Raw genomic sequence first — 22,604 nt, 5'->3', positions numbered from 1 at the left:
ACTACGAGGACGATGATGAAAAACACCGAACTGGAACAACTGATCAACGACAAACTGAACAGCGCCGCCATTAGCGACTATGCGCCGAATGGTTTGCAGGTTGAGGGCAAAGAGACGGTGCATAAAATCGTGACCGGCGTGACCGCAAGTCAGGCGCTGCTGGATGAGGCGGTGCGCCTGCAGGCCGATGCGGTTATCGTTCATCACGGTTATTTCTGGAAAGGCGAATCTCCGGTAATTCGCGGCATGAAGCGCCATCGTCTGAAAACGCTGTTGGAAAACGATATCAACCTGTATGGCTGGCACCTGCCGCTGGATGCTCACCCGGAACTGGGGAATAACGCGCAGTTGGCCGCGCTGTTGGGGATTACCGTGATGGGTGAGATCGAACCGCTGGTGCCATGGGGAGAACTCTCCATGCCGGTTCCGGGACTGGAGTTGGCATCGTGGATTGAAGCGCGTTTAGGCCGTAAACCGTTATGGTGTGGTGATACCGGTCCGGAAAAAGTTCAGCGCGTCGCCTGGTGTACGGGGGGCGGTCAAAGTTTTATTGATAGCGCAGCCCGGTTTGGCGTCGACGCTTTTATCACTGGTGAAGTTTCAGAGCAAACCATTCACTCAGCCCGCGAGCAGGGGCTGCATTTTTATGCTGCCGGTCACCACGCGACCGAACGCGGCGGCATTCGCGCATTAAGCGATTGGCTTAATGAAAATACCGATCTGGACGTGACTTTTATCGATATTCCTAATCCAGCGTAATAAAGAGGGACGAAAGTGCAGCGAGCGCGTTGTTATCTGTTAGGTGAAACGGCAGTGGTTCTTGAACTGGAGCCACCCATTACGCTGGCGACTCAGAAACGCATCTGGCGTCTGGCCCAGCGTCTGGTTGATGCCCCGAATGTACTGGAAGCTATTCCAGGCATGAACAATATCACGGTGACCTTGCGCGACCCGCAAACGCTGGCGCTGGATGCGATTGAGCGCCTGCAACGCTGGTGGGAAGAGAGTGAAGCACTGGAGCCGGATTCGCGCTTTATTGAAATTCCCGTCACCTATGGCGGTGAGGCCGGCCCCGATCTGGCAGAGGTCGCCCGGCACAGCGGATTAAGTGACAAGCAAGTTGTGGAACTTCATGCGTCGGTTGATTACGTGGTGTGGTTTATCGGTTTTCAGCCGGGATTCCCCTATCTCGGGAGCTTACCTGAACAACTGCATACTCCCAGACGTGCGGAACCGCGTTTGCTTGTTCCGGCAGGTTCTGTCGGTATCGGTGGATCTCAAACGGGGATCTACCCGCTTTCCACGCCTGGCGGGTGGCAATTGATTGGGCGTACCTCCGTTTCGTTATTTGATCCAAAACGGGAGGAGCCGATTCTGTTACGGGCTGGCGATACGGTGCGTTTTGTCCCGCAGAAGGAGGGGATATGTTAAACATCATCCGCGCTGGCATGTACACCTCAGTACAGGACGGGGGACGTCATAGTTTTCGTCAATCCGGAATCAGTCACTGTGGGGCGCTGGATAAACCGGCGCTGAACGTGGCTAACCTGCTGGTGGGTAATGATGCGAATGCCGCAGCGCTGGAAATCACGCTGGGGCAACTGGTGGTGGAGTTTGAAGCCGATGGCTGGTTTGCCCTGACCGGTGCCGGATGCGAAGCGCATCTGGATCGTACGCCCGTGTGGAGCGGATGGCGGTTACCGGTAAAAGCCGGGCAGCGCCTGACGCTAAAACGTCCGCTTCATGGCATGCGCAGTTATCTGGCGGTAGCGGGCGGTATTGATGTTCCTGAAGTGATGGGCTCGCGTAGTACCGATCTGAAAGTGGGCATTGGTGGGTTTGAAGGGCGTCTACTGCGTGATGGCGATCGACTGGCGATTGGCGTATCTACCCGGAAATTCAGCGAGCCGCAAGGTGTTAAGCAACTGATGTGGGGTAATCTCATTCGTGCGCTGCCCGGACCTGAATATCAGGAGTTTGATGAGGTATCGCAGGCTTCGTTCTGGCGCTCACCGTGGCAACTTAGCCCACAAAGTAACCGTATGGGGTATCGTCTTCAGGGGCAGCCGCTGACGCGTACGACCGATCGCGAGCTGCTGTCGCATGGCTTGCTCCCCGGCGTGGTGCAGGTTCCACATAATGGCCAACCCATTGTGCTGATGAACGATGCCCAGACGACGGGCGGCTATCCGCGCATCGCCTGTATCATCGAGGCAGATATGTATCATCTGGCGCAGATCCCGCTCGGTCAACCGATTCATTTTGTGCAGTGTTCGCTGGAGGAAGCGCTGAAGGCGCGGTACGACCAGCAGCGTTACCTGGAACAGTTAGCATGGCGGCTTAACAATGAAAATTGATCTCAATGCAGACCTCGGTGAGGGATGTGCGAACGATGCAGCGTTGCTGCAATTGGTGTCATCGGCCAACATCGCCTGTGGGTTTCACGCAGGCGATGCGCAAACCATGCTCTCAAGCGTGCGCGAAGCGCTAAAAAATGGCGTAGCGATAGGTGCGCATCCCAGCTTTCCGGATCGGGAAAATTTTGGCCGTAGCGCCATGACCCTGCCTGCACAAACGGTGTATGCGCAGACGCTGTATCAAATTGGCGCGCTGGCTGCCATCACGCGGGCGGAGGGCGGTGTGATGCATCATGTCAAACCGCATGGCATGCTCTATAACCAGGCAGCGAAAGATCCTCAACTGGCTGATGCGATTGCGAAAGCGGTTCATGCCTGCGATCCGTCGCTGATTTTAGTGGGACTGGCGGGAAGCGAACTGATTCGTGCTGGAGAACACTATGGCCTGGTAACGCGTCAGGAGGTGTTTGCCGATCGGGGTTATCAGGCCGATGGCAGCCTGGTGCCGCGTAGTCAGCCGGGCGCACTGATTGAGGATGAAGAGCAGGCGTTGGCGCAAACGTTAGAAATGGTGCAATCCGGCAGAGTAAAAAGCCAAAGTGGGACATGGGCGAGCGTGACTGCCCAGACGGTATGCATTCATGGGGATGGCGAGCACGCACTCGCTTTTGCCCGCCGCTTGCGTAGCGCCTTTGAAGCATGCAATATTCAAATTAGCGCATAAATTTATTCATACAAAACAATAATATATTACACAACAACATAAGGGATTTAATTATGGGAGAGGCTATTTCTCTCTGGCCATTGACGGGGATCGCCGTCATCGTGGTCGGATTTCTTTTACGTTTTAACCCGGTATTGGTGGTTATTATTGCCGGGATCGTCACGGGGCTGGCGGCGCATATGCCTATCGCCACTATTCTCGAGAAACTGGGTGAAGGTTTTCTTAACACCCGCAACCTACCGTTTATCCTGCTGATCCCACTGGCGGTAATCGGTCTGCTGGAACGTCACGGTCTGAAAGAGCGTGCGCAGGCGTGGATTGCAAAAATCCGCAGCGCTACCAGCGGCCGCCTGCTGATTGTTTATCTGTTCATTCGCGAAGCGACCGCTGCATTAGGACTCACCAGTCTGGGGGGGCATCCGCAAATGGTGCGTCCGCTGCTGGCGCCGATGGCGGAAGGGGCCGCTGAGAAAAATCACGGCGAGATACCTGGGGCGGTACGCTATCGACTGCGCGCAATGTCAGCGGCGACCGATAACGTCGGGCTGTTTTTCGGTGAAGATATCTTTGTTGCTTTCGGCGCCATCATCTTCATGCATAACTTTATGCTGGAGTCTGGTGGGATCCAGACCGAACCGCTGCATATCGCCCTATGGGGGATCCCAACGGCAATTTGTGCTTTCCTGATCCACGGCACACGTTTGTGGCGTCTGGATAGCTATTTGCAACGTGAGGTGGCGAAAGCGAATGCCGCAGCGAAAGGGGAAGCGCAATGAATTTTCAACAAAGCTATCTCTACTGGCTGGCGGGCGCGGTATTACTGATTGTGGCCGTCATGTCCTGGCAGGATAAAGCGAACCCGCGTCGTTTCACCACTGGCCTGTTTTGGGGCATATACGGCGTACTGTTTCTGCTTGGCGACTGGACATTCTCGCTGTTTGGCGACAAGCGCGCGGTGCATATTGCCGTCGGTATTGCGGTGGTCGTCCTGGCGCTGATCGCCGGTTTCGGCGGCGTAAAGCTGGGAAGCTATCATCAACGGACGCAGCAACAGCGCGAAGAAAGTGCCAGTCGCCTGGGCAACCGCCTGTTTTTCCCGGCGCTGGCGATCCCGGTAGTAACGGTTATTGGCGTGCTGATGTTCAACCATATTCCGGGCTTACAGGATGCGCTGTTTGGGCCGGGTAATCACGCCACGCTGGTGACGCTTTTTTCCATGACCGCAGGTTCGTTGATTGGTCTGGCGATGGCAATAAAAATGACCCATGAGCGGGTGCATCAACCGATCCAGGAGGCGCGCCGTCTGCTGGACTCCATCGGCTGGGCGTTCATCCTGCCACAGATTCTGGCTACGCTCGGGCTGTTGTTTACGGCAGCGGGCGTAGGCAGCGGCATTTCATATCTGACGCAGGAATATCTGGCGGTAGACAGTCGCTTTATCGCAGTGGCGGTGTACACCATCGGCATGGCATTGCTGACGATGGTCATGGGCAATGCGTTTGCTGCTTTCCCGATCGTGACCGCTGGGATTGGTATTCCAATTCTTGTACTGCAACACGGTGGTAATCCGGCGGTAATGGCGGCGATTGGTATGTTCTCCGGTTATTGCGGGACACTGATGACGCCGATGGCGGCGAACTTTAACATTGTCCCTGCTGCGCTGCTGGAACTACCGGACAAAAACGCGGTGATTAAAGCGCAGGTGCCAACCGGCATACTGCTGCTATTGGTCAACGTGTTCCTGATGTATTTCCTGATGTTCTTGTAAGGTGACAGGATGAAAACAGTACTCATCACGGGATTTGAACCCTTTGGCGGCGAATCAGTTAACCCTTCCTGGGAAGTGGTCTCGGGACTCGATAATGCTATCATCGGTGGATGCCGCGTCGTTGCCCGCCAACTGCCGTGCGTCTTTGGCGAGTCTCTTACCGTACTCAATGGCGCGATTGACGCGCTGTCGCCATCGCTGGTCCTGGCGGTGGGGCAGGCAGGTGGCCGCACGGATATCACCGTGGAACGCGTGGCGATTAACGTTGACGATGCGCGTATTGCAGATAATCAGGGGCAACAGCCGGTAGATGTGCCGATTGTAGCCGATGGTCCAGCGGCATGGTTTAGCTCGCTGCCGATCAAAGCGATAGTTGTGGCTATGCGCAACGCGGGAATTCCGGCCTCGGTTTCCCAGACCGCTGGCACTTTCGTGTGTAATCATGTGATGTATGGTCTGCTGCATAAACTACGCGACGCACCGGCGGTGAAGGGCGGCTTTATTCACATCCCTTATTTGCCGCAACAGGCCGCACAGCATCCCGGGGCGCCAAGTATGGCGGCTGAAACAGTACGCCGGGCGCTGGAAGTCGCAATTGCCACCGCCTTGCAGGTGGAAAGCGATATCGCAGTGACGGGCGGCGCAACACATTAACAAAGGACAGTATTATGCCTGAAGGCCCGGAGATCCGCCGCGCGGCGGATAACCTGGAGGCGGCAGTCAAAGGCAAACCCCTGACGGAAGTCTGGTTTGCCTTTGAGCAGTTAAAACCGTATCAATCTCAACTAATTGGGCAGAGTGTTACCCAGCTTGAAACGCGAGGGAAAGCATTACTGACCCATTTTTCCAATGGCCTGACGCTGTACAGTCACAATCAGCTCTATGGCGTGTGGCGAGTCGTGGATACCGGCGAAATCCCGCAAACTTCGCGGGTACTGCGCGTCAGTCTGCAAACACATGACAAGACAATTCTGCTCTATAGCGCGTCTGATATCGAAATGCTGACGCCAGAACAGCTCACCACCCACCCGTTCCTGCAACGAGTTGGGCCGGACGTACTGGATTTACGTTTAACGCCCGATGAGGTTAAAGGGCGTCTGTTATCTCCGCGTTTTTGCAATCGCCAGTTTTCTGGTCTGCTACTGGACCAGGCGTTTCTGGCGGGATTAGGTAACTACCTACGGGTAGAGATCCTCTGGCAGGTAGGGTTGACCGGACAGCATAAAGCGTCGCAGCTTAATGAAGAACAGTTGGACGCGCTGGCACATGCGCTGCTTGATATTCCGCGCCTGTCTTATAATACCCGCGGGCTGGCCGATGAGAATAAGCATCACGGTGCGTTGTTTCGCTTCAAGGTCTTTCATCGGGACGGCGAAGCCTGTGAGCGTTGTGGTGGGACTATCGAGAAAACGATGCTCTCCTCGCGACCTTTTTACTGGTGTCCGGGATGTCAGCACTAAGCGGGCCGTTTTGGAGCGTGCACCGAAATAAACCGCGCGACTGCGGGGCCAGTTAACAAAATGCTGAACAGTCGCAGGGTTTGCATCGCCATGATGAGCGCCATATCAGCGTGGCTTCCTGCGGCGATCACCGCAACAGAATCCACTCCTCCAGGACTGGTTGCCAGATAGGCAGTGAGAAAATCTATCTGCATGTAATGCGCCAGTCCCCAGGCCATAGCGGCGCAGATCGCCATCAGTGAAAAAATGGACAACAGGATCTGCGGCAAAGGGCGCAGCGCCATTAAAAATATCTGCTTGTCAAAGCCCAGGCCGATTTGCCAGCCGATGGCCATATAGGCTATCGCCAGTAGCCATTCCGGCAGTTCAATCACCATCACTCCGCTTGCATTCAGCAAGGCACCCACCAGCATCGGCAATAGCATGACGCCAGAGGGAATACGCAGTAAGCGTCCAGCCGTGCCGGCAACGGCGGCCAACATCAGAGTGCTGAAAAGATTGCCGCTTAGAGGCGGAAACCAGATGATTTGTTCACTGACCGCCTGCGCCTGGTCGCCCATCACCAGACGGGTGACCATCGCCGCCGCGCCGACCACCAACAGTACGCGCAGATACTGCATAAACGCCACCAGTCGGATGTCGGCACCATAATCCTGCGCCATCGCCACCATTGCCGCTGCGCCGCCTGGTGACGAGCCCCATGCGCCGGTGTTACCCGGTAGATTACTGTAGCGAACCAGCAGCCAGCCGATTATCGCGCTGCTGATAAGGGTTGCCAGCAGGATAACAATCACCATCGGCCAGTGGGCTGCAAGGGTTGTGAAGATTGAACCGGTCAGATTTTGGGCAATCATGCAGCCGAGAATCGCCTGCGCGCCAAGAAATGTGCAGCGGGGAGGATGCAGAGAGATGCCGCGCAGACTGAAGATGATGCCGACGATCATCGAACCGAGCAGCAAGGGGCCTGGAAGATGAATAAGCAGAAAGAGCAGGGAAAGCAGGAGCGATAGCACAAACAACAGGCTCCACTGCAAAACAGGCATCCCATGCTCCTGAGTTATATGTTGCGTTTAACGTGTTGATACAGCATAGAGAAAAAGTCCGCTGAAAAAAATATCAAGTATCAATAAAAACGGATTAGCCAGTGACGGAGTCAGGTATATTGGCGGTCTGCCACAGGATCGAACGGCAGACCTTAAGAACATTAGAGGTTGGCATAACGAGTGCAGGATAAAATGAAGATAGATTCACCTTTTTTAAGAATTGGCTAGAGGAATTGAGTATTTTAGCTCCATTTTTGGTGCATCATCTAAATATCTACTGGATCGGGCCACTAAATACCCTGCGATTTCCTCAGTAGTTAACTCAACATGTAACATATCAGGATTCTGGAACCATTCATTCGGCCAAAAAATAAGATCGGATGGATTACCGTCAAAATTTTTCTCGAGTAATGAAAGGGCATGATCTTGTTCGGATTCCTTGCACTTGGGATCGCACACAGTACGAATGGTTTGAATCAGTTCGTCCCATGTAAAATCGGCATACCATTGTGCTCTGGTAAACGCTATACGAGTAAACTCTACGGCGTTAGTCCAGGAGGAAAAGTCTCTGAAATCAGAAAATGTTCGGGGAGAAACGACCTGGCTGTTCCATTCATCAATCATGCTCCTTAGCGCAGAGTCTTCTTCCTTTGCGCCTTTATCAATTCTTGCAAGTATCTGTGTGGCTTTTTGTGACAGTTCCTTGATCTTGCGACTACTGACCTTAACTGGTCTCATTCGTTCAGGCAGAGGCATTGTCAGAATCCTTAAATAGTGGGAGTCCTTGGACTTACGCCATCTTTTGATTTCATCAATGACGCCTTGCGGGCTGTCTTCTCGGTCATCTGGGGGATAAAAAATCAAACCATTACCTTCCGGATGATCCACTATTTTATCGAAATGATCGACTAATGAGTCGATGTAATATTCACGGTCTATTTCTCCCAGGTAGCGTGGGTTTGTGGAGAATTCATATGAATTCAGCTTCGGTGTAGTCTTCGAGTTTTTGCTTAAGATGATTCATATATTCACTGTTTTAATAAATTTCTTTGCAGAGCTTATTTAGAATCTTTAAATAACTCTAAGCCATGAGATGCTCTCCATTTTTTTATTTCCTTGAATATTCCCAAGGGTGAACATTCAATCTCATCTGGTGTATTAAAAATTAGTCCATTACCAAGTGGGTGCTGGGTGACTTTGACTACATGTAGTTGTAGATCATCGATAAATTTACCAAAATCCTTGGCATTTAGCCCATGTTTATTCTCAAAAAAGTTAGATAGCAGAGCAATGAACTCTGACTCAGTGTAATCGCTTATGGTTTTTTCATTATCTATTAGCATTTTTATGTATTCCTATATGTAAGCGAGGAGTAGTAATGTTTATATTATCCATATTAAAAACTTCTCCGCCATGCTGGATTTCTTCTACGTGATGAAGTTCAAAAGTCGTTCTGCCGCCTACCTGCTCTGAAGGAATAGGATATGGTGCCAACCCCATTCTTATCAGGGTTTGGTTAGATGGTTTAAAATCCTTCATAAGCTCAGGGCATTCTGACACCGCAAGCCAGAATTCTTCTCTGAAATGGTCAAAGTTGCGAAATGTTCTTCCTCGCAGCTTATCCGCCACCTGTGCAGGTATCGGCGCTCCCAGCCCAGAACTGGCGGCCTCAAGCCAACGACCATTTCCGGATAAAATTTCACCGTGGCCGGTTGCTGTACCGGGGGCGTCCCGGGCTGCTTTCAGGTATACATATATCGGCTGAATGCCTGAATCGGCCGGAAAAATCAGAATATAATCGTTAAAATCGGCGACATCCGGCACAAGGAACGGTGGCGTGGTGTATTCGTTTTTGCCATCCGGGATGGGTGTTACCAGAATGGTTGGCTGATCCAGCGGTGGAACATCGTTTCCAGTATGTTCAGGTACATCACCCGTCGCAGGATTTTCCGGCGTCCATGTGATTAACGGCCCGTCTGCGTCGTGGGCAGGCGTAAATTCATAGCGATGATGTTCATCGTTCCACAGCATATTCGCGACGCGCACGTTTTCATAAGGAGTACCTTCGCCGGTATGCACGCCGTAGACTTGCGATTTACCGTGAATGTCGGTTCCCCAGAAAAAACGAACCCGGGTGGTGGCAGTGCCACCTACCAGCGCCTTTTTCCGCAGTTCTTCCTCATACCAGAACTCATCACGTCCGGGAACGCGTGCGCTGCCCGTACCCGCGGACGGAATATACAACGCGGAAGCTAGCGCTCCGATATAAGGAACGCCGCGTGCGGCGCTGAGCATGCCACTGAGTGACCACTCGCCCCACACCTGCGTCAGCCCACCTAAGATCGGCAGCGCGGCCGAGGCTTCTGCGGGCTGTGCATATCCGCAACAATCATCGACGGAAGATTGTGCGAAAACCGCCATCTGTCCGAAGTTTTCAGCCGATTCTTCACGGCTCCCCGCGTCTGTACAGCCTTTTTCTTTCAGACAGGATTTAGCATAGACCGGCGTAACTGCTGGAATGTGTGGTGCAGGGGGAGAAGGGCGTTTCACTATGGGTTTTATCGTACTGACCGGCTGAGGGCGGGGTGGTATAAACAAACGGTTGTACTCAGCAGGCAATGCCAGGTAGTCAAACTCAGTGTTGGCAATCAGGTGTTTGCAAAGAATATAGTCATACGATACTGCAATTTCTTCGGTATCCAGCTCGTTTAGGGCCACATAGGTTTGTATGCTTTTTACCGATGCATTTCTTAATTGAATATAATAGAAGCGTTCCCATCTACCAAATCTGTTTATTCTCCATAAATCAATTTCAATAAACAGACGTTCATTATTATTGATGGCGTTAATCAATAATGGTGTGCTTTTATCAATTAGTTTTGTGAAGTTCAGTAGTTGGGTATTAATACCAGAATCAGTATTAGCTAATCCATTCGAAAGTGAAAAAGCAAAAATCTCATCAGGATGGTTTTTCTGCCAGCGATTTCCTACAGATGCGTAAGTGCCACAGCCGGAAGAAATATTTCCTTGTTGTTCACCTGTTATCTTCAGGTAAATAAGATCGCCCATGCCATTTAATCCAGAGGTGTATTTTATAAGGCCGAATTAAATAGCAAATAAATTTAAAAATCAAATTATGCGTTGGCGATTGATGCTATATAAAAGGGGGTGCATGTCTGAAATGTATTATGGGACGAATTGGCTGATGAGAATAATATTAATGAGATGAATGCGGTAATTTGAGCAGGGTCTGAGAAAAGCCACCGGAATTACCCGGTGGCCTGAACAATTAACGCTTAATATCAGATTTAAAATCGCGCTTGTCGTAGCCGGTGTACAGCTGACGCGGACGGGCGATTTTCATGCCGTCGGTGTGCATTTCGTTCCAGTGTGCAATCCAGCCAACGGTACGCGCCATGGCGAAGATAACGGTGAACATGGAGGACGGAATACCCATCGCTTTCAGGATTATGCCGGAGTAGAAGTCTACGTTCGGGTAGAGTTTCTTCTCGATGAAGTATGGGTCGTTGAGCGCAATGTGCTCAAGTTCCATCGCCACTTCCAGCAGATCATCTTTGGTGCCCAGTTCTTTCAGCACTTCATGGCAGGTTTCACGCATGACGGTAGCGCGCGGGTCATAGTTTTTATAAACACGGTGACCAAAGCCCATCAGGCGGAAGGAATCATTCTTGTCTTTCGCGCGGCGAACAAATTCCGGAATGTGTTTAACAGAGCTGATTTCTTCCAGCATTTTCAGTGCAGCTTCGTTTGCGCCGCCGTGTGCCGGTCCCCACAGGGAAGCGATACCAGCCGCGATGCAGGCAAACGGGTTAGCGCCAGAAGAGCCCGCGGTACGTACGGTAGAGGTTGAGGCGTTCTGTTCGTGGTCAGCGTGCAGGATTAAGATACGGTCCATGGCGCGTTCCAGAATCGGATTCACTTCGTATTTTTCGCACGGCGTAGAGAACATCATGTTCAGGAAGTTACCGGCGTAGGAGAGATCGTTACGCGGGTACACGAACGGCTGCCCGATGGAATACTTGTAGCACATCGCTGCCATGGTTGGCATTTTGGACAGTAGGCGGAAGGCGGCGATTTCACGGTGACGCGCGTTGTTTACATCCAGCGAGTCATGATAAAACGCTGCCAGCGCTCCGGTGACACCGCACATAACGGCCATCGGGTGAGAGTCGCGGCGGAAACCGTGGAACAGACGCGTGATCTGCTCGTGGATCATGGTATGGCGAGTGACTGTGGTTTTGAACTCGTCGTACTCTTCCTGCGTCGGTTTTTCGCCGTACAGCAGGATATAACACACTTCCAGATAGTTGGACTCGGTCGCCAACTGGTCAATCGGGAAGCCGCGATGCAGCAAAACACCTTCGTCACCGTCGATGAAAGTAATTTTGGATTCGCAGGATGCGGTAGAGGTAAAACCTGGGTCAAAAGTAAACATCCCTTTTGAGCCAAGACTACGAATATCAATAACGTCCTGACCGAGCGTACCTTTCAGCACATCCAGTTCAATAGCAGCGTCACCATTTAGAGTGAGTTTTGCTTTAGTATCAGCCATTTACGGTCTCCTTAGCGCCTTATTGCTTAAGACTGCCGGAACTCAAATTTGCCTTCGTGCATCAATAAACCGTTACCAGTTTGTTATTTGGCTCGCCGCTCTGCGAAAGAGGGGATGACCTGGGTACAGAGCTATGGGCGCTTGCAGGTAAAACGGTCTTTTTATGGCGAATAAACTGCAAATCAAGAACTTAGCAATCCGAATTATTTAACCTGTCTATCACTAATAACTGTCCTGAAGGTATTGGTCAATACTTCCACACTGTTACATAACTAAATCTCCGGTGAAAGAGTGACCCCATAACTTTTACGCATTATATGCTTTTTCTGGTGTCGTTTGTAACAACTTTGTTTAATGATTGTCAAATCAGATGATTAAAAATTAAAATAATGTTGTTATCGTGACCTATGTCACTGTTCGGGATAAAACCCGACAAACTATATGTAGGTTAATTGTAATGATTTTGTGAACGTCCTATACTGCCGCCAGGTCTCCGGAATACCCTGCAATCCCGAGCCAACCAGCGTTGTAACGTGTCGTTTTAGCATCTGGAAGCAGTGTTTTATATGACGCGTAGTTATAGTAAGGACGCTGTCTGACCCGCACGCAGACCGGAGGAAGGAAATCCCGTCGTCTTTCAGGCTACAGGTGTCTTCATCTTCTGTACCCGAAGTCTAAAGGGAATAATAAGAACAGCATGTGGGCGTTATTCATGATAAGAAATGTGAAAAAACAAAGACCTGTCAATCTGGATCTGCAAACGATCCGGTTCCCAATCACGGCGATAGCGTCCATTCTCCATCGCGTATCCGGAGTGATCACCTTCGTGGCGGTCGGGATTCTGTTGTGGTTATTGGGTACCAGCCTTTCCTCCCCTGAAGGTTTCCTCACCGCGTCATCCATTATGAATAACTTCTTTGTGGAGTTAATTCTGTGGGGGATCCTGATTGCGCTGGCATATCACGCCGTAATGGGCATTCGCCATCTGTTGATGGATTTTGGCTATATCGAAGAAACCCTCGAAGCAGGGACACGCTCCGCCAAAATTTGTTTCGTTATTATTGTCGTGCTTTCACTTCTCGCAGGAGTCCTCGTATGGTAAGCAACGCCTCCGCATTAGGACGCAACGGCGTACATGACTTCATTCTGGTCCGTGCTACCGCTATCGTTCTGACGTTATACATCATCTTTATGGTCGGTTTCTTCGCCACCAGCGGCGAGCTGACGTATGAAGTCTGGACCGGTTTCTTCTCATCGGCATTCACCAAAGTCTTCACCCTGCTGGCACTTTTCTCCATCTTGATTCATGCCTGGATCGGCATGTGGCAGGTGTTGACCGACTACGTTAAACCTCTGGCTGTGCGCCTGATTCTGCAACTGGCTATCGTTGTTGCGCTGGTGGTTTACGTCATTTATGGATTTGTTGTGGTGTGGGGTGTGTAATGAAACTGCCAGTCAGAGAATTTGATGCTGTTGTGATTGGTGCCGGCGGCGCAGGTATGCGCGCGGCGCTGCAAATTTCCCAGAGCGGGCAGACTTGTGCGCTGCTCTCTAAAGTGTTCCCAACCCGTTCCCATACCGTATCCGCGCAGGGTGGCATCACCGTTGCGCTCGGTAATACCCATGAAGATAACTGGGAATGGCACATGTACGACACCGTTAAAGGGTCGGACTACATTGGTGACCAGGACGCTATTGAATATATGTGTAAAACCGGTCCGGAAGCGATTCTGGAACTGGACCACATGGGGCTGCCGTTCTCTCGCCTCGACAATGGCACAATTTATCAACGTCCGTTTGGCGGCCAGTCGAAGAACTTCGGCGGTGAGCAAGCGGCACGTACTGCGGCAGCGGCAGACCGTACCGGTCATGCGCTGTTGCACACGCTGTATCAGCAGAACCTGAAAAACCATACCACCATCTTCTCAGAATGGTATGCGCTGGATCTGGTAAAAAATGCCGATGGCGCGATTGTCGGTTGTACCGCGTTGTGTATTGAAACCGGTGAGGTAGTTTACTTCAAAGCCCGTGCGACCGTGCTGGCGACCGGCGGTGCTGGCCGTATTTATCAGTCCACCACCAATGCCCACATCAATACTGGTGACGGTGTTGGTATGGCTATCCGCGCTGGCGTGCCGGTGCAGGATATGGAAATGTGGCAGTTCCACCCAACCGGTATCGCCGGTGCGGGCGTTCTGGTCACAGAAGGCTGCCGTGGTGAAGGTGGCTACCTGCTGAACAAACACGGTGAGCGCTTCATGGAGCGTTATGCCCCGAATGCAAAAGACCTGGCGGGTCGTGACGTGGTGGCGCGTTCCATCATGATCGAAATCCGTGAAGGTCGCGGCTGCGACGGCCCGTGGGGTCCGCACGCCAAACTGAAACTCGACCACCTGGGTAAAGAAGTACTGGAATCCCGTCTGCCGGGCATTCTCGAACTGTCTCGTACCTTTGCTCACGTTGACCCGGTCAAAGAGCCGATTCCGGTTATCCCAACCTGCCACTATATGATGGGTGGTATTCCGACCAAAGTTACTGGCCAGGCGCTGACTGTGAATGAGCAGGGCGAAGATGTGGTGATCCCGGGACTGTTTGCGGTAGGCGAAATCGCCTGCGTATCGGTTCACGGTGCCAACCGTCTCGGCGGCAACTCGCTGCTGGACCTGGTGGTGTTTGGTCGTGCGGTGGGTCTGCATCTGCAGGAATCTATCGCTGAGCAGGGTGACCTGCTGGATGCGACCGAAGATGAAATCGATGCTTCTCTGGCACGACTGAACCGCTGGAACGGTAACCGTAACGGTGAAGACCCGGTGGCGATTCGCAAAGCGCTGCAAGAATGTATGCAGCATAACTTCTCGGTATTCCGCGAAGGCGATGCGATGGCGAAAGGTCTGGAAGAGCTGAAAGCGATTCGCGAACGCCTGAAAAATGCCCGTCTGGACGATACCTCCAGCGAGTTCAACACCCAGCGCGTTGAGTGTCTGGAGTTGGATAACCTGATGGAGACCGCGTACGCCACTGCAGTATCTGCAAACTTCCGTACCGAAAGCCGTGGCGCGCATAGCCGCTTCGACTTCCCGGAACGTGATGATGAAAACTGGCTGTGCCATTCCCTGTACCTGCCAGAGTCGGAATCCATGACGCGACGTCAAGTCAATATGGAACCGAAGCTGCGCCCGGCATTCCCGCCGAAGATTCGTACTTATTAATGCGGAGACAGGACAATGAAACTCGAGTTTTCAGTTTATCGCTATAACCCGGATGTTGACGACGCTCCGCGTATGCAGGATTACACCCTGGAGGCGGAAGAAGGGCGCGACATGATGCTGCTGGATGCATTGATGCAGCTGAAAGAAAAAGATCCGTCTCTGTCGTTCCGCCGCTCCTGCCGTGAAGGGGTCTGCGGCTCCGACGGTCTGAATATGAACGGCAAAAATGGACTGGCCTGTATCACACCTATTTCTGCGCTGAATCAGCCGGGCAAGAAAATTGTCATTCGCCCGCTGCCGGGTTTACCGGTTGTGCGCGATTTGGTGGTAGACATGGGGCAATTCTACGCACAGTATGAGAAGATTAAGCCTTACTTGTTGAATAATGGGAAAAATCCGCCGGCTCGTGAGCATTTACAAATGCCTGAGCAGCGTGAGAAGCTCGATGGGCTGTATGAATGTATTTTGTGTGCATGCTGCTCAACGTCCTGCCCATCATTCTGGTGGAATCCGGACAAGTTTATTGGCCCGGCAGGCCTGCTGGCCGCGTATCGCTTCTTAATTGATAGCCGCGATACCGAGACCGACAGCCGCCTGGAAGGTTTAAGTGACGCTTTCAGCGTATTCCGCTGCCATAGCATCATGAACTGCGTCAGCGTATGTCCTAAAGGACTGAACCCGACGCGCGCCATCGGCCATATTAAGTCGATGCTGCTCAAACGTAGTGCGTAAGATTTTGTAGTGGTTGCCGGGGAAGTGATTCCCCGGTAGTACAGGAAACCTCTAAAAACTGCCATATGAGTAGTAATAATCGAGATGTTCAGAGCGAGACAAGACCGCAACGCAGCCGTAGCCTGAACAGCGAAGATTATTAGACAGTTTTTAAAGGTTCCTTAGCGGACGCAGATGACACGACAGTCCGCAACAAGTGAACCCCGGCACGCACATCGGTGTGCGTGGTAGTATCCACGGCGAAATACTCGTCATAGTTCACGTTGCATGTGCGTTGGCTGCACTTGCTCACCCTGGTCACTTACTGGATGTAAGCTCCCTGGGATTCGCAAGCTTGCCACCTTCCTGAAACGCGATCTATTTAGAGTATTAAATAAGCAGAAAAGATGCTTAAGGGATCACGATGCAGAACAGCGCTTTGAAAGCCTGGTTGGACTCTTCTTACCTCTCTGGTTCTAACCAGAGCTGGATAGAACAGCTCTATGAAGACTTCTTAACCGACCCTGACTCGGTAGATGCTAACTGGCGTTCGACGTTCCAGCAGTTACCTGGTACCGGAGTCAAACCGGATCAACTCCACTCAAAAACACGTGATTATTTCCGTCGGCAGGCGTTGATTACTCCACGTTACTCTTCTTCTATCTCCGACCCTGATGCCAATGTGAAGCAGGTTAAAGTCCTGCAGCTCATTAACGCCTACCGTTTCCGCGGTCATCAGCATGCGAATCTTGATCCGCTGGGACTGTGGCAGCAAGAAAATGTGGCCGATCTGGACCCGTCTTTCCACGATCTGACCGATGCGGATTTCCAGGAAAGCTTTAACGTAGGTTCTTTTGCCGGCGGCAAAGACACCATGAAGCTGAGCGACCTGGTTGTTGCGCTGAAACAAACCTACTGCGGCCCAATTGGCGCCGAGTATATGCACATCACCAGCACCGAAGAAAAACGCTGGCTTCAACAGCGTATCGAGTCTGGCCGTGCCGCATTCAGTAGCGAAGAGAAGAAACGCTTCCTGAGCGAACTGACCGCAGCAGAAGGTCTGGAACGCTACCTGGGCGCTAAGTTCCCGGGCGCGAAACGCTTCTCGCTGGAAGGCGGTGATGCGTTAATCCCAATGCTCAAAGAGATGATCCGTCACGCTGGTAACAGCGGTACCCGTGAAGTGGTACTGGGCATGGCGCACCGTGGTCGTCTGAACGTTCTGGTTAACGTACTGGGTAAACGCCCGCAGGAACTGTTCGACGAATTCGCAGGCAAACATAAAGAACACCTCGGTACTGGCGACGTGAAGTACCACATGGGCTTCTCGTCTGATATCGAAACCGAAGGCGGTCTGGTACACCTGGCGCTGGCGTTTAACCCGTCGCACCTGGAAATCGTTAGCCCGGTGGTTATCGGCTCCGTACGTGCACGTCTGGATCGTCTGGACGAGCCGAGCAGCAACAAAGTACTGCCAATCACCATCCACGGCGATGCGGCGGTAACCGGGCAGGGCGTGGTTCAGGAAACCCTGAACATGTCGAAAGCGCGTGGTTACGAAGTGGGCGGTACCGTTCGCATCGTCATCAACAACCAGGTGGGCTTTACTACCTCTAACCCGTTGGATGCGCGTTCTACTCCGTACTGCACCGACATCGGTAAGATGGTTCAGGCGCCAATCTTCCACGTTAACGCGGATGACCCGGAAGCGGTCGCTTTCGTGACGCGCCTGGCGCTGGACTTCCGTAATACCTTCAAACGCGATGTGTTCATCGATCTGGTGTGCTACCGCCGTCACGGCCACAACGAAGCCGACGAGCCGAGCGCAACCCAGCCGCTGATGTATCAGAAAATCAAAAAGCATCCGACCCCGCGTAAAATTTACGCTGACAAGCTGGAAGCGGACAAAGTCGCCACGCTGGAAGATGCGACCGAAATGGTCAATCTGTACCGTGATGCGCTGGATGCTGGTGAATGCGTGGTGAAAGAGTGGCGTCCAATGAACATGCACTCCTTCACCTGGTCGCCGTACCTCAACCACGAGTGGGACGAAAGCTACCCGAACAAGGTTGAGATGAAGCGTCTGCAGGAGCTGGCAAAACGCATCAGCACCGTGCCTGAAGCCGTTGAAATGCAGTCGCGTGTTGCCAAAATTTACGGCGACCGTCAGGCCATGGCCGCAGGCGAGAAGCTATTCGACTGGGGTGGGGCAGAGAATCTGGCTTACGCCACGCTGGTGGACGAAGGCATTCCGGTTCGTCTGTCGGGTGAAGACTCCGGTCGCGGAACCTTCTTCCACCGTCACGCGGTCATTCATAATCAGGCGAACGGTTCAACCTACACGCCGCTGCAGCATGTGCATAACGGCCAGGGCACGTTCCGCGTATGGGACTCCGTGCTGTCTGAAGAAGCGGTACTGGCGTTCGAGTATGGTTATGCCACGGCAGAACCGCGCACGCTGACCATCTGGGAAGCGCAGTTCGGCGACTTCGCCAACGGTGCGCAGGTGGTTATCGACCAGTTCATCTCTTCCGGCGAGCAGAAATGGGGCCGTATGTGCGGTCTGGTGATGCTGCTGCCGCACGGCTACGAAGGTCAGGGTCCGGAGCACTCCTCCGCGCGTCTGGAACGTTATCTGCAACTTTGCGCTGAGCAAAACATGCAGGTTTGCGTCCCGTCTACCCCGGCACAGGTCTACCACATGCTGCGTCGTCAGGCGCTGCGCGGTATGCGCCGTCCGCTGGTGGTGATGTCACCGAAGTCGCTGCTGCGTCATCCGTTGGCGGTGTCTACGCTGGACGAACTGGCAAATGGCACCTTCCTGCCAGCCATTGGCGAAGTCGATGAACTTGATCCGAAAGGCGTGAAGCGTGTCGTGATGTGTTCTGGTAAGGTTTATTACGACCTGCTGGAGCAACGCCGCAAGAACGACCAAAAAGATGTTGCCATTGTGCGCCTCGAACAGCTCTATCCGTTCCCGCATAAAGCGGTGCAGGAAGCGCTGAAACCGTTTGCTCATGTACATGATTTTGTCTGGTGCCAGGAAGAGCCGCTCAACCAGGGCGCATGGTACTGCAGCCAGCATCATTTCCGTGAAGTAATTCCATTTGGGTCAGCTCTGCGTTATGCAGGTCGCCCGGCCTCTGCCTCTCCGGCAGTAGGGTATATGTCCGTTCACCAGAAGCAGCAACAAGATCTGGTAAATGACGCGCTGAACGTCGATTAAATAAAGGATAAATAATGAGTAGCGTAGATATTCTTGTTCCCGACCTGCCTGAATCCGTAGCGGATGCAACGGTTGCAACCTGGCACAAAAAACCGGGCGATGCAGTACGTCGTGATGAAGTACTGGTAGAAATCGAAACTGACAAAGTGGTACTGGAAGTACCGGCATCAGCGGACGGTATTCTTGATGCGGTTCTGGAAGATGAAGGGACAACCGTCACTTCTCGCCAGATCCTTGGTCGCCTGCGTGAAGGCAACAGCACTGGTAAAGAAACCAGCGCTAAGTCTGAAGAGAAAGATTCTACTCCGGCACAGCGCCAGCAGGCGTCTCTTGCTGAGCAGAACAACGATGCCCTGAGCCCGGCGATCCGTCGCCTGCTGGGTGAGCATAACCTCGAAGCCAGCGCTATCAACGGCACCGGTGTCGGCGGTCGTATCACGCGTGAAGATGTTGAAAAACATCTGGCGAAAGCCCCGGCTGCGAAAGCCGAAGCAAAAGCGCCGGCAGCAGCACCTGCACCACAGGCTCAACTGGGCGCGCGTGGCGAAAAACGTGTTCCGATGACCCGTCTGCGCAAACGCGTAGCCGAGCGTCTGCTGGAAGCGAAAAATTCCACCGCCATGCTGACCACCTTCAACGAAGTCAACATGAAGCCAATCATGGACCTGCGTAAGCAATACGGTGATGCATTCGAGAAACGCCACGGTATCCGTCTGGGCTTTATGTCTTTCTACGTGAAAGCGGTAGTTGAAGCGCTGAAACGCTATCCGGAAGTGAACGCGTCCATCGACGGCGATGACGTGGTTTATCACAACTACTTTGATGTCAGCATGGCGGTCTCCACGCCGCGTGGCCTGGTCACGCCGGTCCTGCGTGATGTGGATCTGCTGGGTATGGCAGACATCGAGAAGAACATTAAAGAACTGGCAGTTAAAGGTCGCGACGGCAAGTTGACGGTTGAAGATCTGACGGGCGGTAACTTCACCATCACTAACGGTGGTGTATTCGGTTCCCTGATGTCCACGCCGATCATCAACCCACCGCAGAGCGCCATCCTGGGTATGCATGCCATCAAAGATCGTCCGATGGCGGTAGACGGCAAGGTTGAAATCCTGCCGATGATGTATCTGGCGCTGTCTTATGACCACCGTCTGATCGATGGTCGTGAGTCAGTAGGCTTCCTGGTAACCATTAAAGAGTTGCTGGAAGATCCAACGCGTCTGCTGCTGGACGTGTAGTTAATAAGAGTATCACCTGCCCCGTAGGTCTGGATGCTTATCAGACCTACGGGTAAAAGATAACGATTACCTGAAGGATGGACAGAACACATGAACTTACATGAATATCAGGCAAAACAACTTTTTGCCCGCTATGGCTTACCGGCACCGGTGGGTTATGCCTGTACTACTCCGCGTGAAGCAGAAGAAGCCGCTTCAAAAATCGGCGCTGGCCCGTGGGTAGTGAAATGTCAGGTTCACGCTGGTGGCCGCGGTAAAGCGGGCGGTGTGAAGGTTGTGAACAGCAAAGAAGACATTCGCGCTTTTGCTGAACACTGGTTGGGTAAACGTCTGGTCACCTACCAGACAGACGCTCATGGCCAACCGGTAAATCAGATTCTGGTTGAAGCCGCGACCGACATTGGTAAAGAACTTTACCTCGGCGCAGTTGTTGACCGTAGCTCCCGTCGCGTGGTCTTCATGGCCTCTACCGAAGGCGGCGTGGAAATCGAAAAAGTAGCGGAAGAAACCCCGCACCTGATCCACAAAGTGGCGCTCGATCCGCTGGCAGGCCCGATGCCTTACCAGGGTCGCGAGCTGGCGTTCAAACTGGGTCTGGAAGGTAAACAGGTTCAGCAGTTCACCAAGATCTTCATGGGTCTGGCGACTATCTTCCTGGAGCGCGACCTGGCGCTGATCGAAATCAACCCGCTGGTTGTCACCAAGCAGGGTGACCTGATCTGCCTCGACGGCAAACTGGGTGCTGACGGCAACGCGCTGTTCCGCCAGGCTGACCTGCGCGAAATGCGCGACCAGTCTCAGGAAGATCCGCGTGAAGCGCAGGCTGCGCAGTGGGAACTGAACTACGTTGCGCTCGACGGCAACATCGGTTGCATGGTTAACGGTGCGGGCCTGGCAATGGGCACCATGGACATCGTTAAGCTGCACGGCGGCGAACCGGCTAACTTCCTCGACGTTGGTGGCGGTGCGACCAAAGAGCGTGTAACCGAAGCGTTCAAAATTATCCTCTCTGATGACAATGTTAAAGCCGTACTGGTTAACATCTTCGGCGGTATCGTACGTTGCGACCTGATCGCTGACGGTATCATCGGCGCGGTAGCAGAAGTAGGTGTAAACGTTCCGGTCGTGGTACGTCTGGAAGGTAACAACGCTGAACTCGGCGCGAAAAAACTGGCTGATAGCGGCCTGAATATTATTGCAGCGAAAAGTCTGACGGATGCAGCTCAGCAGGTTGTTGCCGCAGTGGAGGGGAAATAATGTCAGTTTTAATTAATAAAGATACCAAGGTTATCTGCCAGGGCTTCACCGGTAGCCAGGGGACATTCCACTCCGAACAAGCGATTGCTTACGGTACGCAGATGGTTGGCGGCGTAACGCCAGGTAAAGGCGGTACCACGCACCTGGGCCTGCCGGTGTTCAACACCGTGCGTGAAGCTGTAGAAGCGACTGGCGCTACCGCCACCGTTATCTACGTTCCGGCACCGTTCTGCAAAGACTCCATTCTGGAAGCAATCGATGCAGGCATCAAGCTTATCATCACCATCACCGAAGGCATTCCGACGCTGGATATGCTGACCGTGAAGGTGAAGCTGGATGAAGCTGGCGTGCGCATGATCGGCCCGAACTGCCCAGGTGTTATCACCCCGGGCGAGTGCAAAATCGGCATCATGCCGGGCCACATTCACAAGCCGGGTAAAGTGGGTATCGTTTCCCGTTCAGGTACCCTGACCTATGAAGCGGTTAAGCAGACTACCGACTACGGTTTCGGCCAGTCCACCTGTGTGGGCATTGGTGGCGACCCGATCCCAGGTTCTAACTTCATCGACATCCTGAAGCTGTTCCAGGAAGATCCGCAGACTGAAGCGATCGTCATGATCGGTGAGATAGGCGGTAGCGCTGAAGAAGAAGCGGCGGCATACATTAAAGATCATGTAACCAAGCCGGTTGTGGGTTACATCGCGGGTGTGACTGCGCCGAAAGGTAAGCGTATGGGTCACGCGGGTGCGATCATCGCAGGTGGGAAAGGTACGGCGGATGAGAAATTCGCTGCGCTGGAAGCTGCAGGCGTGAAAACTGTTCGTAGCCTGGCCGATATCGGCGAAGCGCTGAAAACCGTTATTAAGTAATAAATAAAAAACAGCCCTGACTCTCTGCGTAGTCAAGGGCTGGTCCCGTTTCGACATGGTTGGCCATCTGATGATGGCCTTTTTTTATTTTTAGTTATCTGAATCTTGCAAATTACTCATAATCATCTGCATAAATAAGATTATTTTTTGCGGTGAACATCATTCTTTC

21 protein-coding genes and 1 pseudogene are annotated in these 22,604 nt (G+C 52.7%); 16 read left to right on the top strand and 6 right to left on the bottom strand.

What is annotated here, in order from left to right; genetic code table 11:
* Nucleotides 1–15: 15 nt before the first annotated feature.
* The 8 genes from ybgI to nei are packed head-to-tail and all read left to right on the top strand — an operon-like array spanning nucleotide 16 to nucleotide 6,309.
* The gene (gene ybgI / locus OGV57_RS14115; protein ID WP_003022887.1) at nucleotides 16–759 is read left to right on the top strand and encodes a radiation resistance protein YbgI; all 744 of its coding nucleotides are present in this window, start codon (nucleotides 16–18) and stop codon (nucleotides 757–759) included.
* A 15-nt stretch (nucleotides 760–774) separates the two neighbouring features.
* Nucleotides 775–1,431, top strand: coding sequence for a 5-oxoprolinase subunit PxpB (pxpB, locus tag OGV57_RS14110; RefSeq protein WP_003835457.1), 657 nt, complete (start codon nucleotides 775–777; stop codon nucleotides 1,429–1,431).
* Nucleotides 1,425–2,357, top strand: a complete 933-nt coding sequence (pxpC, locus tag OGV57_RS14105) for a 5-oxoprolinase subunit PxpC (protein WP_032938517.1) — start codon at nucleotides 1,425–1,427, stop codon at nucleotides 2,355–2,357. Before pxpB ends, pxpC begins: the two co-directional genes overlap by 7 nt.
* On the top strand, nucleotides 2,347–3,081 hold the full coding sequence (gene pxpA, locus OGV57_RS14100; protein WP_003835451.1) for a 5-oxoprolinase subunit PxpA: 735 nt from the start codon (nucleotides 2,347–2,349) through the stop codon (nucleotides 3,079–3,081). Before pxpC ends, pxpA begins: the two co-directional genes overlap by 11 nt.
* A gap of 53 nt (nucleotides 3,082–3,134) precedes the next feature.
* A complete protein-coding gene (locus OGV57_RS14095) occupies nucleotides 3,135–3,857 on the top strand; it encodes a DUF969 domain-containing protein (protein ID WP_003835449.1) in 723 nt (240 codons plus the stop codon).
* A complete protein-coding gene (locus tag OGV57_RS14090; RefSeq protein WP_003847337.1) occupies nucleotides 3,854–4,849 on the top strand; it encodes a DUF979 domain-containing protein in 996 nt (331 codons plus the stop codon). Before OGV57_RS14095 ends, OGV57_RS14090 begins: the two co-directional genes overlap by 4 nt.
* Nucleotides 4,850–4,858: 9 nt before the next feature.
* Complete coding sequence (gene pcp / locus OGV57_RS14085) at nucleotides 4,859–5,503, top strand: pyroglutamyl-peptidase I (protein ID WP_054528195.1); 645 nt, start codon at nucleotides 4,859–4,861, stop codon at nucleotides 5,501–5,503.
* 14 nt (nucleotides 5,504–5,517) lie between these two features.
* The gene (gene nei / locus OGV57_RS14080; protein ID WP_054528196.1) at nucleotides 5,518–6,309 is read left to right on the top strand and encodes an endonuclease VIII; all 792 of its coding nucleotides are present in this window, start codon (nucleotides 5,518–5,520) and stop codon (nucleotides 6,307–6,309) included.
* On the opposite strand, the gene OGV57_RS14075 is transcribed toward nei, so the two are convergent.
* The 6 genes and pseudogenes from OGV57_RS14075 to OGV57_RS14050 form a co-directional block, all read right to left on the bottom strand.
* Nucleotides 6,306–7,352 (bottom strand): AbrB family transcriptional regulator, encoded by a 1,047-nt coding sequence (locus OGV57_RS14075; protein WP_048216696.1) that lies wholly within the window; start codon nucleotides 7,350–7,352, stop codon nucleotides 6,306–6,308. The genes nei and OGV57_RS14075 overlap by 4 nt on opposite strands.
* Nucleotides 7,353–7,565: 213 nt before the next feature.
* Nucleotides 7,566–8,240, bottom strand: a complete 675-nt coding sequence (locus OGV57_RS14070; protein WP_230131654.1) for a bacteriocin immunity protein — start codon at nucleotides 8,238–8,240, stop codon at nucleotides 7,566–7,568.
* Nucleotides 8,241–8,410: 170 nt separating this feature from the next.
* The gene (locus OGV57_RS14065) at nucleotides 8,411–8,695 is read right to left on the bottom strand and encodes a bacteriocin immunity protein (protein WP_016149801.1); all 285 of its coding nucleotides are present in this window, start codon (nucleotides 8,693–8,695) and stop codon (nucleotides 8,411–8,413) included.
* Nucleotides 8,682–10,421, bottom strand: coding sequence for a type VI secretion system tube protein TssD (tssD, locus tag OGV57_RS14060; RefSeq protein ID WP_054528197.1), 1,740 nt, complete (start codon nucleotides 10,419–10,421; stop codon nucleotides 8,682–8,684). Before tssD ends, OGV57_RS14065 begins: the two co-directional genes overlap by 14 nt.
* Nucleotides 10,422–10,641: 220 nt before the next feature.
* Complete coding sequence (locus tag OGV57_RS14055) at nucleotides 10,642–11,925, bottom strand: citrate synthase (protein WP_003831404.1); 1,284 nt, start codon at nucleotides 11,923–11,925, stop codon at nucleotides 10,642–10,644.
* 203 nt (nucleotides 11,926–12,128) lie between these two features.
* Nucleotides 12,129–12,239, bottom strand: a pseudogene (locus OGV57_RS14050) (hypothetical protein).
* A 383-nt stretch (nucleotides 12,240–12,622) separates the two neighbouring features.
* On the opposite strand from OGV57_RS14050, the gene sdhC reads away from it, so the two are divergent.
* From sdhC to sucD, 8 genes are all read left to right on the top strand, one after another.
* Nucleotides 12,623–13,027 (top strand): succinate dehydrogenase cytochrome b556 subunit, encoded by a 405-nt coding sequence (gene sdhC / locus OGV57_RS14045; RefSeq protein ID WP_003831406.1) that lies wholly within the window; start codon nucleotides 12,623–12,625, stop codon nucleotides 13,025–13,027.
* Nucleotides 13,021–13,368, top strand: coding sequence for a succinate dehydrogenase membrane anchor subunit (gene sdhD / locus OGV57_RS14040; protein ID WP_003022916.1), 348 nt, complete (start codon nucleotides 13,021–13,023; stop codon nucleotides 13,366–13,368). The genes sdhC and sdhD overlap by 7 nt, the downstream gene beginning before the upstream one ends.
* Nucleotides 13,368–15,134, top strand: a complete 1,767-nt coding sequence (sdhA, locus tag OGV57_RS14035; RefSeq protein ID WP_003022919.1) for a succinate dehydrogenase flavoprotein subunit — start codon at nucleotides 13,368–13,370, stop codon at nucleotides 15,132–15,134. The genes sdhD and sdhA overlap by 1 nt, the downstream gene beginning before the upstream one ends.
* 15 nt (nucleotides 15,135–15,149) lie before the next feature.
* Entirely contained in the window at nucleotides 15,150–15,866 is a 717-nt protein-coding gene (gene sdhB, locus OGV57_RS14030; protein ID WP_003022921.1) for a succinate dehydrogenase iron-sulfur subunit SdhB, read from the top strand.
* Nucleotides 15,867–16,269: 403 nt separating this feature from the next.
* Nucleotides 16,270–19,071: a 2-oxoglutarate dehydrogenase E1 component gene (sucA, locus tag OGV57_RS14025; protein ID WP_054528198.1), complete on the top strand. Its 2,802-nt coding sequence runs from the start codon at nucleotides 16,270–16,272 to the stop codon at nucleotides 19,069–19,071.
* Between the two features lie 14 nt (nucleotides 19,072–19,085).
* Nucleotides 19,086–20,309: a 2-oxoglutarate dehydrogenase complex dihydrolipoyllysine-residue succinyltransferase gene (gene odhB / locus OGV57_RS14020; protein WP_003022925.1), complete on the top strand. Its 1,224-nt coding sequence runs from the start codon at nucleotides 19,086–19,088 to the stop codon at nucleotides 20,307–20,309.
* Between the two features lie 90 nt (nucleotides 20,310–20,399).
* Entirely contained in the window at nucleotides 20,400–21,566 is a 1,167-nt protein-coding gene (sucC, locus tag OGV57_RS14015) for an ADP-forming succinate--CoA ligase subunit beta (RefSeq protein ID WP_003022927.1), read from the top strand.
* Nucleotides 21,566–22,435, top strand: a complete 870-nt coding sequence (sucD, locus tag OGV57_RS14010; protein ID WP_003022929.1) for a succinate--CoA ligase subunit alpha — start codon at nucleotides 21,566–21,568, stop codon at nucleotides 22,433–22,435. The genes sucC and sucD overlap by 1 nt, the downstream gene beginning before the upstream one ends.
* Nucleotides 22,436–22,604 lie beyond the last annotated feature (169 nt).

Origin of the sequence: Citrobacter sp. Cf087, assembly GCF_030334285.1 — a bacterium.
GTDB lineage: Bacteria > Pseudomonadota > Gammaproteobacteria > Enterobacterales > Enterobacteriaceae > Citrobacter > Citrobacter freundii.
This window is presented reverse-complemented; position numbering and strand designations above follow the sequence as displayed.